Origin of the sequence: Paenibacillus sp. SC116, from assembly GCF_024733555.1 — a bacterium.
In the GTDB taxonomy this organism is placed as follows: domain Bacteria; phylum Bacillota; class Bacilli; order Paenibacillales; family Paenibacillaceae; genus Paenibacillus_B.
This window is the reverse complement of sequence record NZ_JANIOF010000002.1, coordinates 206067-222319: the sequence shown is the minus strand read 5'-3', so window position 1 is coordinate 222319 and position 16253 is coordinate 206067. Positions and strand designations below refer to the sequence as shown.

The following is a 16253-nucleotide window of genomic DNA, read 5'->3' as shown; positions in this document are numbered from 1 at the left end:
CGGTTACATCACGAATTAAGGCTGTTTTTTCTACTCTCCACAGGCATACGCCTATAACTGGATCCTATTATTGAGGGTTTGTCGTCCAAATACCTGCCGTTTTTATGAATACACGCGCAGGAAGCTTCAATGTAGCAAGTGCAAGCTCAGCCACATCTTCAGGCTGCATCATGCGATCTTCGTCACCAATTTTAAGTCCAGCATTTGTAGCTAGCTCTGTATTTACTGTGCTTGGTGTAAGAGCTGTCACGCGAATATTGAACTTGCGTACTTCTTGCATAAGCGCTTCTGTCATACCCATAACCGCGAACTTGGACGCATTGTAGGCAGAACCTGTAGCGAATCCACGCTCACCAGCCGTAGAAGCAACATTGATAATGTTACCGCTGTTTTGGCTGATCATATGAGGAAGTACCGCACGTGTTACATAGTACGTACCCATCAAGTTAACTTGGATAATACGCTCCCATTCTTTTGGATCCATATCAACAAGCGTACCGAACGTCGCGATACCTGCGTTGTTAATGAGAATATCCACTTGGCCTAGCTCACCTACGAGCGCAGCAACCGCCTGATCAACCGATTCTTGGTTCGCAACGTCAGCTGTTGCGATGTTTACACGGATACCATACTGTTCTTGAAGTTCAGCTTGAAGCTTCTCCAAGTCCGCGCTTGTACGCGCGATAAGTCCAAGGTTCGTGCCTTCCTTTGCAAGGGCGTGAGCAATTGCTTTCCCGATTCCTTTGCCTGCGCCTGTAATCAAAGCTACTTTATTTTTAAATTCCATGATTATTCTCTCCTTCTGACTCTGATGCTTATGCCCGATGATGCTGTGTTGTTCTATTAAGTACTTTTTACGAATGCTTCTATTTGAAGTGCGACCACAGTGCTATGCTTGACTGGAAACGATCATTTCATACTTATTCAATGAAGCTCCGAGCATGTACTGCTTCGATTCTCCACCGCCACGATGAGATTCACGGAAAGACTCACTCGATGTCCAGTTGCGGAAAGACTCTTCATTTTCCCACACGGTACAAATTTTGAGCTCTTCTTCCCCTTCCTTACCTTCGCCAAGCCATACTTCCAACCGAATAAAGCCAGGCATCTGCTGTACACTTCGCGCTGCAGCAAAGCGCTCTGCCACCTGCTTCCCATGTCCCGCCATGATTCGAATAGTATTCGTTACGACAAACATCGCTTCTCCTCCTATACAACCTAATACTTGCATGAACAAGTGCACGTTAGCTTACTTCATTTATTATAGTAGAAACATGCCCACAGTACCAAACGCTTCATAAAGATGGATACCACTGTAGAATGAATCCCTCCTATTGAAAATAAATAAAGGTCTGCTCGTATGCAAGTGAATCTCCTCTGCAGGATTCTCACCACATACGTACAGACCTCATTGTTAGTTGTTAAATCGCTTTATTGATTAATGATGTGCTGTTGCTTCATTGTTAGGGTCAACTTTCTCCTTCGACAAGAACCAGCCAGCTACAGCAATAGTAATCATCACACCCCAGAAGATAAGTTTCCATACTGGGTCTTTCGGGAATGTCTTCGCCAACACGCCGATATCAGGGTGCGAAAGCGTAGATACGGTCAACTTCACGCCTACCCAACCTACGATAAGGAAGGCAGCTGTTTCCAAGCCAGGGCGTTTCAGAAGCAATGTCGTGAAATAAGATGCCGCGAAACGCATGATGACGAGTCCGATAATACCACCTGCCAAAATAACGAGGAAGTGTCCGCCATCCATGCCGCCGATAGGAGGCAAGCTCGTCGTTGGCAATGTAATCGCAAGCGCTACTGCTGCCAAGATTGCATCAACCGCAAACGCAAGATCTGCCAGCTCTACTTTTAAAACGGTAACCCAGAAGTTCTCTTGCTTTTCCTTTACTTCCTTCTGATGACTGTCTTTCTTGAGCACGTACCTCTTCACCATGAAGCTTATCGATATAAAGAGAAGATACGCTGCACCTATCGCTTGCACCTGCCACACATTTGCCAAGTAGGAAATGACGAACAAGGAACCGAAGCGGAATACAAATGCTCCAGCCAAGCCGTAGAAGAGCGCCTTCTTTCTCTCTTTCTCAGGCAAGTGTTTAACCATAATTGAAATAACGAGTGCATTATCCGCTGCTAAAATACCTTCGAGCGCGATGAGCACGAGCAATACCCAGCCGTACTGTAACAACAAACCAACATCCATTGTAACTCCTCCTTTGTCAATCATACATGTATTAGATGTAACCAATGTGGAGGCATATAAAAACCTCCACCCCGTTCAAACGGCGGTGAAGGCAGCACACGTACGTATTCCAAGAGGAAACGCCTTCACCGATTGGCAAAGGTCTCGCAACAACGCCGAACGTTGTGAATAAAGCCGGAGACCCTAAGGTCACGTAATGACGACTTTATTACGGAGCTACTCCCCTTTACTATTACGAGTATTATATCATGTGTTTAAAAAATGGAAAACACTAAAAACGGCTGTATATCTATGAAAACATGATAAATCAATTGATTCCTAGATAAAATATAATGAATACTCTGTTTTTCTTTAAATTAAATCCATATACTTCAAATTACTTCAACTAACTGTGCTCACTTTAGGATTGTTACCTGTATCAAGCCATGCTACGATGGGTATAATCTTTTCCTAATGTCACCCAATGCGAGGACTGTTTATGATGACTACTATAAATAGTAACAATACTAAGCCTTTAGATAGATGGAATGAACTCGGCAGTGAATTCTCCAATATGTTGCTGCTTGATCGTACACATGAAATCGAAGAGCCTGATGCGCTCTACTCCTTTGCACTGGACGAGCTGCTATGCCGTCATACTGGGCAGGGTGGGCCGCCTATCTGCCATCTGTGGCGGCATCCGGCTGCCTTTATTATGGGCTTGCGCGACAGCCGTCTGCCGAAGGCAGCTGAGGCGGAGCGCTGGCTGCAAGCGCAAGGCATGTCTACGGCCGTACGCCATTCTGGCGGAGCAGCGGTTCCGCTCGATCTTGGCGTCGTGAATATATCGCTTATTCTGCCGAAGGCGGAACTGAGCGACCGGCATTTTCACGACGACTTTGAGCGGATGTACAAGCTAATCCAGCTTGCGCTGCAAGCACAGGGCGAGCGAGTCACTAAAGGCGAGATCGTAGGAGCTTTCTGCCCGGGCGATTACGACTTGAGTATCGACGGGCTGAAATTTTGCGGCATTGCGCAGCGGCGACAGACGAAGGCTTTTATCGTCCAAGCCTTCGTGATCGCCGCCGGCTCGGGGCAGTCGCGCGCCCAATTCGTGCGCGACTTCTACGACCGAGCCGCCTTCGGCGGTGCTGCGCCGTCCGACCACCCACTGGTGGTAGCGGACAGCACCGCGAGTTTGGCCGAGCTCACTGGACTCGGCCCGGATGCCGCGCAAGCGTTCACGGACGCGGTGAAACGCGTCATCCGTGAACGGCAATTGCCGCAGGCTATTGCCGATGCGGCATCCACGTTCCATCTCCCCGAACCTACGCAAGTTCGGGAGATGGCACTAACGCTGCGCAGCCGCTACGCGATACAATCGTAGCGGTTGCGGCTGCAGCCTGTTCAAGCAGCAACATGATGCTCGAACAATAAACCTCCTAAGAGGGTTAATTTCAAAAGGTCATTTTCCAATAAACGAAGTGATCTAACATGCAAGAAACAGAGTGATCAAGATCAGCAAAAAAAACATAAAAACAATATGTAAAAATGATCGGCTTTTATGTTGAAGATCGTCCAAGATCAAAGTAAACTAATGTCACGGCTCCAATTCATGATTTGAGCATGATGTTGAGGAAGACCGACCCTATTTTTGGTTTCGACCGGTACGAGCTTTTACAACATTATCGAAACATCAAATCTCGAGGAGGAACAAGCATAGAAAACAATCAAGTCATCGATATTCTGCTGCAAATCAAATCTGAGGTAAAAAGTCTGCATTCGACTGTAGAAGGTATCAAAACAGATATTGCTGGCATAAAAGAAAGCGTCAATCGAATCGAACATCAACAGCAAGAGGATGTACTTACGATCCTGAAAGTCATTGACTCCAAGGTGACTGAAATTAACGAGCGGCAGAATGAAACCGACCAAGTTATAGATGTGTTAAGCGCTAGAACAACTAGGCTCCAAGCCAAAACCGAGCATTTGTCCAGCCTTGATAATTAAGATACACACAACCTTGGAAGACACAGTATCATAATTTCACACACTCAACTACGACGAACTAATCAACTCACTGCTACGCCATTCAACCATTAGTACGTATGAAAATATAAAAATAGCCATTCGTCACGATATCCCGTACAAACTACGTGATACTCGCAAATCGGATGGCAATTTCCTTTGTCTAAATTTAAGAAGAATCTGCTAGACAGCTAAGAAGAGCTGCTTTCCGTACTCGACTGCCCCGTTTCCTTACCAAAGTGAGATACACGACGCAAGGGACTAAAGCGGCCGTACGTACCAGCACGCCACAGCCATTCCAAGGGACCCATGTTGTAGCGGCGTAGCCACCAGCGGCTAACTATCATTTGCAGCGACACCACAACAAGAGCGAATATCGCACCCATCCATAAAGGAGCCTCCCCTGCATCTTTCCAAATGAAGTGCAGCACTCCCATCGTAATGATAGTTTGCAGCAAGTAATTGGTGAACGCCATCCGGCCCAAGGCAGATAACCCTTGGAAAGGTTTCGCCCCATAACGAGCCACAAGCCGTAACATTGCACACACATAAACAACAGCTAAAGCTTTTCCTGTTAGCTGCGTATATAGCGTTACATCTGATGGTTGATAAGCAGTTGGATTAGCAATAAAAGCTTGCACCATAGGAATAAACAACAGTCCTGTTAGGATGAGCGCACTCCACTGTACACGTTGTATATTCTTTCTCTGTTCCACACTAGGCTGGAGCCAGCCATTTCGTGCAGCAAAAATCCCTATTAATGCGCAGCTTACGATATCAAGTAACATCAATAAACTATTTGGCAAGCCCAGTGTAAGGAAGAAATCAATTCGCTCACTCATATTGGGCACATGCGGCAGGAGTATGCTCACATCTATAGATGGATCACTAGGCATGAACGCGGTCAACACTAGTAAACCGTTGAACATGCTCAACATAACCAAGCTCCATACGATGAGTGTCTTTGACGATCGATTATAGAATAGGAGAAGCAGCAAACCTGCCATGGCATACGTGTTTAGGATATCTCCAATCCAAAACAGCACAACGTGAGCTACTCCCACTACGAATAGAAGAAATAGGCGTCTGCTCATTAGTTTCTTCGCAGATAAACCCCGTTTTTCCGCACTTTTCATAAAGAGATGGAAACCCGCTCCGAATAAAAAGGCAAAGATCGTATAAAATTTCGTTTGAATAAATAAGTCATACAACCATCTTACAATGGCGTCTGAGCCAAAGGCAGTATCATAAAATAACACACCGCTGCCAACCATCTCAGGAAAGTTAACGATAAAAATACCGATAATCGCAAATCCGCGAATAATATCCATCGTATCGATCCGCTGACTCTGCTGTATTTGTACGGACAAAATTTTTCCTCCTCGCTCGTTATGCGTACCTTACTGCTACTATATTTCATCAAAAAGACAAAAACAAAGCTATCTATTATTAAATTTCACTTAAGCTATTGCGAACAAGAAGAAAAAGATGGAATATGGAAGATGTAAGGTGACCAACTTAATAGGAAGGGTGATTATATGAGAAAAGGTTCGTTGTTCGGTCCACTCATGCTGTCCATCGCTTTACTAGGAAGTGCATTATGGCCTCATGGCCCAATCACAGCTGCTCCTAGTATTCCACAGGCTACCTTGAATGCCACTTCACCTGAGCAACATGCTGTACCGGATCATCTTCAGCAGGACAAACTTCAACTGCACCACGCTCAACAAGCATCATCTGCACACACGATTCCATCCACACTGACGACGGATTCTCCACTTGCCGCTGCTGAGCCAACTCCTTCTGCGATACACAATAATCCCAACAATGCGATTCCTGTTGTTACTTCCGTTGTCTATCAAGATACGATTGCTGAGGCGAACGGACAACGCTGGTATACCTTCCAAACTACCAATCCTGGAAAACTAACCGTCTATTTGCAAACGGTACAAAATGCAGCTGTCGACTACAACCTGCACTTATTCCGCTTAGATACAACTACTTACAATTTAGTTGAACAAGAAATCTCCTCTTATGGTCCAAATACGAACGAGTTATTAAGCCGTATTGCTCCAGCTGGCATCTATTATGTAGCTGTCAATGCGCAAGCAGGCTTCGATGCAGTCAATCCTTATTTGTTTACGATTCAAGAGTCTCCTGTCTATGACAGCGCTGAACCTGATGATAACGTCTGGAAGGCCAAACCGCTTACAAATGGTATCAACGTAAATCAGACGATTGATAACTTATTTGACGAGGACTGGATCAAACTTACTGTCACTGCCCAAAAGTCATTCCGCCTCAAGTTTAACAACACGGCCCCGAATACGAATTACCAAGCACAAATATTCAATCAGAACCTTCAATCCATAGGAACGGTTAATCAAAATACAAACCAAGAGCTCATTGCCAATTTCGCTGCTGGAACTTACTATGTTCGCGTCCAATCCTTATCTGGCTTTGACGCCACAAAGTCATACAATTTAGCTATCACCGAATTCAAAGCACCTACGAGCGTAAATATTTCTTACGTTAGCACGATTTCCGACATCAATGCTGGCCAACGTATTAACTATGGATATGGGCTAATGTGGAGATTTAAAAATACGATTACGATTTCAGGCACCGCTTACGATGCTTCTGGCGCACCTGCCTTTAATGCCCCTATCACAGTTGCCTTCAAGACCGTCATCAATAATAAAGTCTATCAAGCAAGCACGACCACTGGCCCCTCTGGTGGCTTTACGGTTACGATTAACGGCGTACAGCCAGCCGCTGGACAATTCAGCTCACATGTGACGGTATCTACACACTACTTTGATGTTATCCCACTTGGCATTTACTATAACGGGAATGAATTAAACTCAAATGATACTTCTCTCTACCACTGGGCTTATTCCATTTGGACGGGCTGATTCCATTGGCTCCATCTTATTTACTACCGAATACTAAATAATACGAAATAAGGTCTTGGCTATTCCTTACGAACAAGGGATAATCAAGACCTTTCTTTTCTCAAAATGACGTCTATCCCCATCATTCTATGCATACGATGACTTGTACACTTTGTACCACTTATTCGTAAGAGATGGGAAGTGATCGTTGTGAATACATTTTTAACCTATATCTTTCTCGGCATTTCACTATCAGCCCCGATTGGCCCCGTAAATGCTGCCCAGCTTGAGCGAGGCGCAAAATACGGCTTCTTGCACGCTTGGCTTGTCGGCCTAGGTGCTATGGTAGCGGATTTGATATTCATGCTGCTTATTTATTTTGGTGTTGCCCATTTCCTCACTACACCGTTTATGCAAACTTTTCTGTGGTCCTTTGGCTTCTTCGTCCTTATGTATACCGGTATTGAGACACTCATTAAGTTAAAACAACAGCAGCATGCGCTGCAATACCGCAGCGTAGAGCCAGCCTCCAAGTCGTTTCTATCCGGATTTCTAATGGCGATCTCCAGCCCGCTCAGCATTTTGTTCTGGCTCGGCATTTATGGTGCTGTACTAGCTAAAACGGTTGAATCACAAGGTGTTGGACACATTTTATGGTATAGCTTCGGCATTTTCATCGGTATTCTTTTATGGGATTTCATTATGGCTAGTTTCGCCAGCACGTTATATCGATATGGGAACACACTTGTATTACAAATCATTTCCCTACTGTCCGGACTATCACTCATCGGCTTTGGACTTTATTTCGGTGTAGAAGCAATTATGTCCCTATTCGGATAAACATCAAACGCAACTCCTTTTTGTTAACTATTCCTCGGGACAGTCACCCAGTTCCTCTCCACTCCATAAGATGTAGCAAAAAAGTGGAGGTGGAGCGATGTCTGTTCCAACACTACTCACAAAGAGCTGGATCGAGGCTCATCTATTGGAACTGCCCCAATGGCAGCAGCATGCCTATCGCAACTTCGTGGATATGGTCGCTGACAAGGAGAACACATATCCGTGTGTACCTGCGAGACTAGGGTTTCTAGCAGACAGCTTGCGACTCGGCTTCATTGATGATGCAAGAACCGAGCATGCGTCTGCCCAATTGGCCGCTTTATTGCAGCAGTACGGAGAATGCTCACGCGAAACAGGTCCATACGCCTCCTTAGTCGTTCTGTTCGATACCCCTGAAGATTGGGTCGGGCGTTCCACGATTGAACAATATGAAGAACTATTCTGGTCGTTGTTAAGCCGTGTCAGCAGTCATGATCCAAAAGATTGGCCCGAACATATTGCAAAAGACCCTGCTCAACCAAGTTGGGAGTTTTGTTTTGATGGAGAGCCCTATTTCGCATTCTGCGCCACACCCGCTCATGTTTTGCGCCGCAGCCGCTGGTCCTCCCACCTCATTCTCGCCTTTCAACCCCGCTGGGTGTTTGAGAGCATTAACGCCTCTACGCCACTTGGTAATAGCTTAAAAAAAGCCATACGCAAGCGATTGGCTGATTATGATGAGATCCCTACTCACTCTTCGTTGCAATGGTACGGACAAGAGGGCAATTTGGAGTGGAAGCAATACTTTTTACGAGACCAAGATGAGCTGCCTTCCAAATGCCCATTTTCCTATATGAAGAACGTATTTAAAAAAATCCGCTCTTAAACGTGCAAGAACGGATTGAACCATTTGAATGACATAGTGCTCTACGATGAGTTCGCATCTCATCTCTAGAGCATTATGTTGTTAATGTGCTTCATCCCTTTTCCATCGCTGCTGCATAATAATCGTAACCCCTCCAATAACCGCAACGAATAACAGACTGACGAATAGCCCCGGCCTACTCGACTTGTCCCACACCGTGCCAACGACTGCTAGTCCAATGAGCAACAGAGCAATAATGGCCTGCGTTTTTCCCCACCAAGTAAGGGTGATAAGCTTCAAATAAGAAAGAACTACGCTTGCCCATGTGTACATTAAAACAAGACCACCTGCCGTCGTAATATGCTCGAAAATGCGCTTGGGAATGAAGTAAGCCAGTACAATGGAAACGATGGTACCCGCACAAGTTACACATAACGCGGAAAGTGGGAAATCACGTTTCCCTTCTTGATCGGACAACCTTCGTGGAGCATCACCGTCTTCTGCCAAAGTTACTAACACAATGGTTACCGCATAAAGCGATGCGGCAACGGACGAGAAGCCTGCAATAATAAGCACTCCATTAAAAACATTTACGATAATGGGCATTCCACCGTGTCTCAAGGCGCTAATAAACGGACTCTCCGATGCAGGAAGCTGCTCCAAAGGTACCCACAATAAGACAAAAGCAATCGCTGCCAGATAAAGCACAATAGTCGTAGTTAACATCACGCCTCCTGCTTTTGACGCCTCCTTCGGGTGCTCTAACTCAGCTGCCATTAAGCCCATTACCTCGATGCCTGCAAAAGCATAGAAAGCATAAATAAATGCCTTCCACATACCCATCACGCCGGATGAAAAAAAGCGTTGTGTGAGCTGTTCATAAGAAATAGCAGAGCTTGCTCCTTTGAACAAGCCAAATACGACGGCTGCTCCAATCATAATGAACATAATGAGCGCCGCTAGCTTGATAATAGCTAAGACGCTTTGGGTTGCCTCCAACACTTTTATCCCAAAGAAAATGACGATCATTCCCAGCACTGCATAGCCAGCAGCAAACATCCATAGTGGTATGCTGGGGAACCACAGCTGTGAAAATAGTCCAAGAGCCATCAAAGAGCTGCCCAAAATGAGCATTTCTGAACACCAATACAGCCAGCCGCTGCCAAAGCCAGCCCAGCGCCCGAATGCAAGCTTGGCATAAGTACGGAAAGAGCCTTTGGCAGGCTCCATAGCAGTTAACTTTGCTAGTGCCTGAAAAACAAAGTAAGTGCCAATTGAGGCAAGAAGCAGCAATAACAAGATGGCATAACCGCTTTTTTGAATCGCTATGCTCGTACCTAAAAAGAAGCCAGTTCCTAATGTACAACCGATACCGAACAGGGACAGTCGCCACCAAGGCATTTTAGCGCTCGATGATTGGTGTTGAGACTTATCAGATTGAGAATGCTGCCTATGTTGTGAATGATTAGATGCTTGCGATGGAGATGAGCGTTGTCGTTGATTGTTATGATGCTTTTTATTTGCCATTCTGCTTATCCCTTCCATAACCGATAGATCTTACTATGGTCTTGAGGAAGGAGCTTTATGTAAGTGGGAGAATGAGAAAAAGCCAGATACAGCCTTCGCACTTGCATGCGATTGGCTCATCCAGCTTAATAACGCGCTCTTGCTTGATATTTCGTTATAATTTGATTGACGACCTCAGAGAAGACTAAGCCAATGGCGATCGAACCTGACAGCATAAAAGCTTTAATCGTCAATTCAATGGCTAGCGTATAGTTGTTTTCCACCATTTTTCGCATCGCATCGTAGGCCATCCCTCCAGGCACGAGCGGAATGATACCAGCTACGCTGTAAACAATGATGGGCACCTTGTACATTCTAGCAAACAGCTGACTAACGACAGCAACTAAGAACGACGCCGCTAATGTAGCTGGAATCACATCAATGCCCATGAAGAGACTCAGTGTAATATATACGCACCAGCCAGCCATACCGACAAAGCCACATTGCAGCAGCGTTTTTCGGGGTACGTTGAAAATGATGCCAAAGCCAGCTGAAGAGATAAAGCTTGTAATTAAATGCTCGATGAGCATGGGAATCCTACCCCATTTCTTTCGTTAATAAATCGACATGACAAAAGCAATGCCCGCTCCAATCGCGAAAGCAGTCAGGAACGCTTCTGCCCCCTTAGACAAACCTGACACAAGATGGCCCGCCATCAAATCCCGTACGGCGTTCGTAATGACTAGACCAGGCACTAGCGGCATCACGGCACTAATGATAATCTTATCCAACTCATTCCCCAGCCCCGTCTGATAACAGAAATAAGACGTTAAGCCGATGATCGTCGCAGCCATAAATTCAGCGAAGAACTTGATTGGAATAAGTCTGTGTACATAAATAAAAGACACAAACCCGATCCCTCCTGCGATTAGCGCTGGCAAGAAGTCAGGCCATGTTCCGCGGAACATGATGGCGAAGCAACCGCTCGAAATCGCCGCAGCGACAATTTGGAGCCACACAGGATAAGCCAAATTGGTATTATCCACTCGTTTTAACTTCTTGTATGCCTCTTCTGGCGATAATTCGCCTCTCGTGATCGCTCTTGAGATATCGTTAACCAAAGTTACCTTCTGCAAGTCTGTTGAGCGGGTCGCGATTCGGAATAACCGTGTCGTAGATACGGCTCCATCAATTGCAAAAATGATGCCCGTTGGCGTTACATAGCTGTGGGAGTTCTCATACCCATAAGCTGCTGCAATCCGCATCATTGTATCTTCTACGCGATACGTTTCCGCACCGCTCGCCAGCATGATTTTCCCAGCTAATAAGCATATTTGGGTAATTTCTATATTTCCATTCGCTTGATCGTGCATCAATGATTCTCTCCTACGAAGTAGCAATTATCAGGATTATATCCTTTTCCGATCGTTTTTGAAAGAATTGTCTGCTTCATTTTCATGAAAAAAGAGTGCCTTCCTGTCTAAGATGACAGTTAAGCACTCCATTTATCCTCTACCATTGCACTTATTATTCGATTAGCGGCTCGCTTTTACAGCTGGTTCAATCTGATTAGCATTCATGACAGCCTTGTACGAGATCGACTCTAAATAGTTATATTGACTCTCAACGTATTTTTTATCGCGCTTCACAATCTGGTCGTTCTTAATGTAGTACGGATCGAACGCCATGCTCACCTGACCGTTATCTAGTGTTAGATGCAGCAGCCCAGTATCCGCGTTGCGTCCCTTAACATAGTCGGGGAATAGGAAATTCCCGATGGAATAGGCAATCGGCTTGCCTTTGTAAAATTCAAAGCCTTGCAATACGTGCACATGGCTTCCGACGATAGCATCTGCTCCTGCATCAATAATCTCTTTGGCATACGTGCGCTGCCACGGGGCAGGACGATTCTCCTTCTCTACACCCCAGTGCATGTACACGAGCAAGTAGTCGCAGTCTTTGCGCTCACGCTTGATGATTGGCAGAACGCTTGATTTATTATAGGCTTCTGCAATACCTGGTTCATCGCCATTAGCAAACCAATACGTTTGAGGGATGAAGCGTGAAAAGGCTAGAAATTTCACTTTCTTGCCATTCAACTCTACGGTATGAGCTTTGTATGCCTCTTCCTCCGTTCTCCCACCGCCTACGTATGCAAGATCTGCTTTCTCTAAATGATTGAGTGTATCAAGGAACCCTTTATCCATAAAATCTAGGGTATGGTTGTTGGCAATAGAAACGAGATCAAAACCCGCATTTTTCAATCCTTTTAACGCGATAGGGTCGGACTTGAAATTATATAGCTGGTTCGTATCTTTCACATGATGCTTTGTAATGGCTGTCTCTAAGTTAACGAAGGCATAATCCGCCTTTTCAATTTCTGACTTCACATGAACATAGGGATAATCAGTACCCTTATTACGAATAGTCTCTTTCACCGACCAATCCATCATCGCATCACCAGCGAACACAAGTTGAATTGGTTCATGAGGGGAGACCGATTGTTGTTTATCGTTATCCCGTTCGCTTGCTGCATTCCCTACTGCTTGGTTATCATTCGGTGCCGGCGGGGCCTGGCTTGGCTGCTTAGCTGTATCACTCATTACATGTTTCTTCTGTTCCTGTACTTGCTCCGAACTATTATTTTGTGCAATTGGAGGGGATTGATTTAGATGTAGGTGCAAACCTTCTTGCTGAATCCATACTACTACGCCGCCAATTGCAATAAGCAACAGTGTCCATGTCATCCAAAATAGAGGGTGAAAATGATATTTATGCTTTTTCTTTCTAGACATACGCATGCCGTAGAACTCCTTCACTTCGTTGATCCTTTAGCTATGTAAGCCTAAATTTATGATCCATCATATACTAGCAAACAGGGGAAAAGGTCTCAATTTCTTTAAGATTGGCCTGTTTACAGAAATATACAATCATTATTTATGCAAAAGGCAACTTATTTATTCCAAATAAAGCTTCTCCAACCGATGGTATGACTATGTAATAAGCCGCTGCATACGAGAATAGGGTTCCCCAACAGCGGCTGCTCATCACTTTTTCAATTTGAAAACGATTGAGACGATTAGTCTATTCTTACAGCGCGCTGAGGCTCTTCTCCTTCATACAGGATGAAAGCACGCGCCTCATCATCAGCTATCTCTACAAATTCTACTTCAATTGGTGTCTGGTGAATAAAATAACGTGTCTCTGTTGCAGGGTGAAGAGCCATAATTTGACCATCGATAGTCAGGAGCAAGCGATCATCTTCTGTATCAACTTCTGCTTGCACTATATTATCTTGATTCTCAAATTGATAGCAGCCCGTGTACGTATCATAGATGTCAGAAGATATTTGAATAGCTTTTCTAGGAGGTATAAAGGCAGGTATCTCATATGGCTCGTTAAATAAAATATGCTCACAAGCTGTTTCGATAGCCTGAAGATACGTATAGTCATGAATCACATTATTAAGAATAATGAAGGTCTTCTCTTGATCTATATATCGTTTATAATTCGTTGCATAACCAGGCCACCCACCACTATGGCTAACTAACATTCCTCGGTTATCCTCATTTGATACAAGCCATCCATACCCATACGGGAACGTTTCCCCGTTATTCAGCAGCGTAGGTGTAAAAGCCTCCTTCAATGATTCCTTAGTAATCCATTCGCCTGTGTATAAGGCTTGATCCAATTTTAACAAATCACCTAACGTAGAATTGACAGTACCATCACCTTGGATGCCATCCAAATAGACAACCATATCTGTCTCAGGAAGTGTATCTGGGAGCACGAAACGCTCCTCTTTTACGTCCCACACATATCCATATGCGTAGTTATCAATCGTTTGGTTGGAATATCTACGGTTATAGATACGGGTATTGCTCATACCCAGAGGCTCGAACAAATGCTCTATCATAAAGTCTGGGAAGCTCTTGCCGCTCACTCGCTCTATTATAATAGCGAGCAGCACATATCCCGTATTGCTATATTCCCATTTATCGTTCGGGGCAAAACGAACATCCGGTTGGTGCTCGATGAGCAGTTCCAACATATCTTGATTATTCGCGATATCATCTTTATCCCAGTGCTGCACAAACAAAGTCATATAGTCAGGCAGCCCCGAAGTGTGCTGCAGCAGGTGCTTAACCGTAATCTGTTTATAAGGTAGCTCAGGAATCCACTTCTCTACCAAATCATCAACATGCAGCTTTCCCTCTTGAGCTAACCGTATAATGCCTAAGGCAGTAATCGGCTTTGAAACGGAAGCCAGTTCAAAAATAGAGTCCTTGTTTAGCGGCTGTTCTTGTTCCAAATTGGCATACCCAAACGAACCCTCATAAATAACTTGCCCTTGTTCTGCAACTAGAACTGCTCCATTGAACTGTCCACTCTCCGCAAGCGTATTAAATAGTGTCTCTAGCTGTCGTTGTTTATCCGCAACTAAATTACTCATAACTAACTCCTCCTATCCCATAATAGATTGTGTATGTGTATGATAGTTTCGTGGTGCTAGTGTCTGTTCTGCATCAGTCTTGGCCAGCCAACTCTTGCTCAACAATACTCTTCAGCTTTAGCGTAATATGCTTGAGCTGCATCACCTCTTCCATCGTTAACTTTGTATAATAGCGCTCAATGATGTCTAGTTCGACCTGCTGCATTTGCGCGAAGTAATCCTCGCCCTTTTCACCCAAACTCACTAATATTTCTCGCCTATTATTCGGGTTGATTTCCCTCTTCACATACTTGGCTTTATCCAGCTTACTAATAATTTGACTGACAGCGCTTGAAGATACCTTCATTTGTTCCGCAATTTCTTTAACCGTTGCTTGCTTCTGTTTGTACACGACCTCTAAAATCAAGCTCTGCTTCACTGATAACTCGTACTCCATAATCTGCTGATAGTAGGGCAGCAGCATCGTATTGATTTCATAATCTGCCTCATTAATTTCTTTTACAATAGGAACAAGTGCATCATTTTGTTTATCCATCTTAATTGTTAAGTTCTCCTTATTGTTAAGTTATCTAAACAATAATATAGCATCATTTTCCACAATCTTCAACTTACACACTCACTTTCTACAAAATTGATGCTGATGCCCATCTCCTTTCTTATCATCACCTATTCCAAGTTGTATAGAAAAAGAATAAAGAGTCCACATCTTTGCCTACAAAAATAAAAACGACCGTTCCCAGTACAGAAAGTACTAGAGAACAGCCGTTATTTAACGATAACCTATTCCTATTTCCACTTGCTAACTTTCTTATTTCCAATCTGTTAGTTGGGCAGCAGCAATACGGGACGAAGGGCGTCCTTCTTGCTTTTCTTTACCGATCGTAATCAACATGATCGGCACGTAACGCTCATCAACTTCGAACTCCTTCATGAAAGTAGGAGCGTGGAAGCCGCCGATTGCATTCGTTCTCCAACCGCGCTCTTGTGCTGCATACATAAATGTCATCGCTGCCAAGGAGCCGTTAATCAAGGCTGCATTATGCGCAACTTGTTTATCTCCATAAGCTCGGTTAATCTGCCCGTGCAAAGATGTTGCAACCTCTTCTGCCAAGAAGCCAGCTTTGACTGCAGGCAAGAATACATCATCAAAGTGACGGAAGGCTTCTGTATCACCCAAGATCGCTACCGTTGCAGATGCATCTACTACTTGCTGTTGATTGTAGGCAATCGGAAGAAGCTTTTGCTTCGCTTCTGCACTCTCAATCACAACAAATCTCCAATGCTGCAAGTTCCAAGCAGAAGGCGCCTTCGCCGTCAGATCCAAAATCTCTGTTAGTTCTTCACGGGAAATCTCTGCATTCGTATCATATACTTTTACGGAGCGGCGCTCATTTGCCACTTCTGAAAATGATTTCGTCATTAACGTTATGTCTCCTCGTCAGAAAGTAATTTACTTATGTTTTGTTAGTAAATATAGTGTATAGGAAAATT

Annotated in this window: 16 protein-coding genes; 5 read left to right on the top strand and 11 right to left on the bottom strand. The window is 44.5% G+C overall.

Features of this window, described 5'->3' with window-relative positions; all coding sequences use genetic code 11:
* Window positions 1–67 precede the first annotated feature (67 nt).
* From NQ117_RS12795 to NQ117_RS12785, 3 genes are all read right to left on the bottom strand, one after another.
* Window positions 68–787 (bottom strand): 3-ketoacyl-ACP reductase, encoded by a 720-nt coding sequence (locus NQ117_RS12795; RefSeq protein WP_258278418.1) that lies wholly within the window; start codon window positions 785–787, stop codon window positions 68–70.
* Window positions 788–889: 102 nt separating this feature from the next.
* The gene (locus tag NQ117_RS12790) at window positions 890–1198 is read right to left on the bottom strand and encodes an antibiotic biosynthesis monooxygenase (protein ID WP_258278417.1); all 309 of its coding nucleotides are present in this window, start codon (window positions 1196–1198) and stop codon (window positions 890–892) included.
* Window positions 1199–1438: 240 nt separating this feature from the next.
* Window positions 1439–2218, bottom strand: coding sequence for a TerC family protein (locus NQ117_RS12785; RefSeq protein ID WP_258278416.1), 780 nt, complete (start codon window positions 2216–2218; stop codon window positions 1439–1441).
* Window positions 2219–2696: 478 nt separating this feature from the next.
* Here NQ117_RS12785 and NQ117_RS12780 point away from each other — a divergent pair, with 478 nt between their 5' ends.
* Window positions 2697–3584, top strand: coding sequence for a lipoate--protein ligase family protein (locus tag NQ117_RS12780; RefSeq protein WP_375163067.1), 888 nt, complete (start codon window positions 2697–2699; stop codon window positions 3582–3584).
* A gap of 239 nt (window positions 3585–3823) precedes the next feature.
* Window positions 3824–4207: a hypothetical protein gene (locus NQ117_RS12775; protein ID WP_258278415.1), complete on the top strand. Its 384-nt coding sequence runs from the start codon at window positions 3824–3826 to the stop codon at window positions 4205–4207.
* A gap of 209 nt (window positions 4208–4416) precedes the next feature.
* Here NQ117_RS12775 and NQ117_RS12770 read toward each other — a convergent pair whose 3' ends face one another.
* Window positions 4417–5595, bottom strand: coding sequence for a DUF418 domain-containing protein (locus NQ117_RS12770; protein WP_258278414.1), 1179 nt, complete (start codon window positions 5593–5595; stop codon window positions 4417–4419).
* Between the two features lie 168 nt (window positions 5596–5763).
* Here NQ117_RS12770 and NQ117_RS12765 point away from each other — a divergent pair, with 168 nt between their 5' ends.
* The 3 genes from NQ117_RS12765 to NQ117_RS12755 all read left to right on the top strand — a co-directional run bounded on the left by NQ117_RS12765 (window position 5764) and on the right by NQ117_RS12755 (window position 8824).
* Window positions 5764–7140: a carboxypeptidase-like regulatory domain-containing protein gene (locus tag NQ117_RS12765; RefSeq protein WP_258278413.1), complete on the top strand. Its 1377-nt coding sequence runs from the start codon at window positions 5764–5766 to the stop codon at window positions 7138–7140.
* Between the two features lie 189 nt (window positions 7141–7329).
* Window positions 7330–7959, top strand: a complete 630-nt coding sequence (locus NQ117_RS12760; RefSeq protein ID WP_258278412.1) for a LysE family translocator — start codon at window positions 7330–7332, stop codon at window positions 7957–7959.
* 97 nt (window positions 7960–8056) lie between these two features.
* A complete protein-coding gene (locus NQ117_RS12755; RefSeq protein ID WP_258278411.1) occupies window positions 8057–8824 on the top strand; it encodes a YqcI/YcgG family protein in 768 nt (255 codons plus the stop codon).
* Window positions 8825–8905: 81 nt separating this feature from the next.
* On the opposite strand, the gene NQ117_RS12750 is transcribed toward NQ117_RS12755, so the two are convergent.
* From NQ117_RS12750 to NQ117_RS12720, 7 genes are all read right to left on the bottom strand, one after another.
* Window positions 8906–10204 carry an amino acid permease gene (locus NQ117_RS12750; RefSeq protein ID WP_258278701.1) on the bottom strand — a complete coding sequence of 433 codons (1299 nt, stop codon included), beginning with the start codon at window positions 10202–10204 and terminating at the stop codon, window positions 8906–8908.
* 251 nt (window positions 10205–10455) lie between these two features.
* A complete protein-coding gene (locus NQ117_RS12745; RefSeq protein ID WP_258278410.1) occupies window positions 10456–10899 on the bottom strand; it encodes a threonine/serine exporter family protein in 444 nt (147 codons plus the stop codon).
* A 24-nt stretch (window positions 10900–10923) separates the two neighbouring features.
* Window positions 10924–11682 carry a threonine/serine exporter family protein gene (locus tag NQ117_RS12740; RefSeq protein ID WP_258278409.1) on the bottom strand — a complete coding sequence of 253 codons (759 nt, stop codon included), beginning with the start codon at window positions 11680–11682 and terminating at the stop codon, window positions 10924–10926.
* A 162-nt stretch (window positions 11683–11844) separates the two neighbouring features.
* The gene (locus NQ117_RS12735; RefSeq protein WP_258278408.1) at window positions 11845–13110 is read right to left on the bottom strand and encodes a CapA family protein; all 1266 of its coding nucleotides are present in this window, start codon (window positions 13108–13110) and stop codon (window positions 11845–11847) included.
* Window positions 13111–13388: 278 nt separating this feature from the next.
* Window positions 13389–14762, bottom strand: coding sequence for a serine hydrolase domain-containing protein (locus tag NQ117_RS12730; protein ID WP_258278407.1), 1374 nt, complete (start codon window positions 14760–14762; stop codon window positions 13389–13391).
* Between the two features lie 73 nt (window positions 14763–14835).
* On the bottom strand, window positions 14836–15297 hold the full coding sequence (locus NQ117_RS12725; protein ID WP_258278406.1) for a MarR family winged helix-turn-helix transcriptional regulator: 462 nt from the start codon (window positions 15295–15297) through the stop codon (window positions 14836–14838).
* A 273-nt stretch (window positions 15298–15570) separates the two neighbouring features.
* Window positions 15571–16182, bottom strand: a complete 612-nt coding sequence (locus NQ117_RS12720; RefSeq protein ID WP_258278405.1) for a nitroreductase family protein — start codon at window positions 16180–16182, stop codon at window positions 15571–15573.
* Window positions 16183–16253 lie beyond the last annotated feature (71 nt).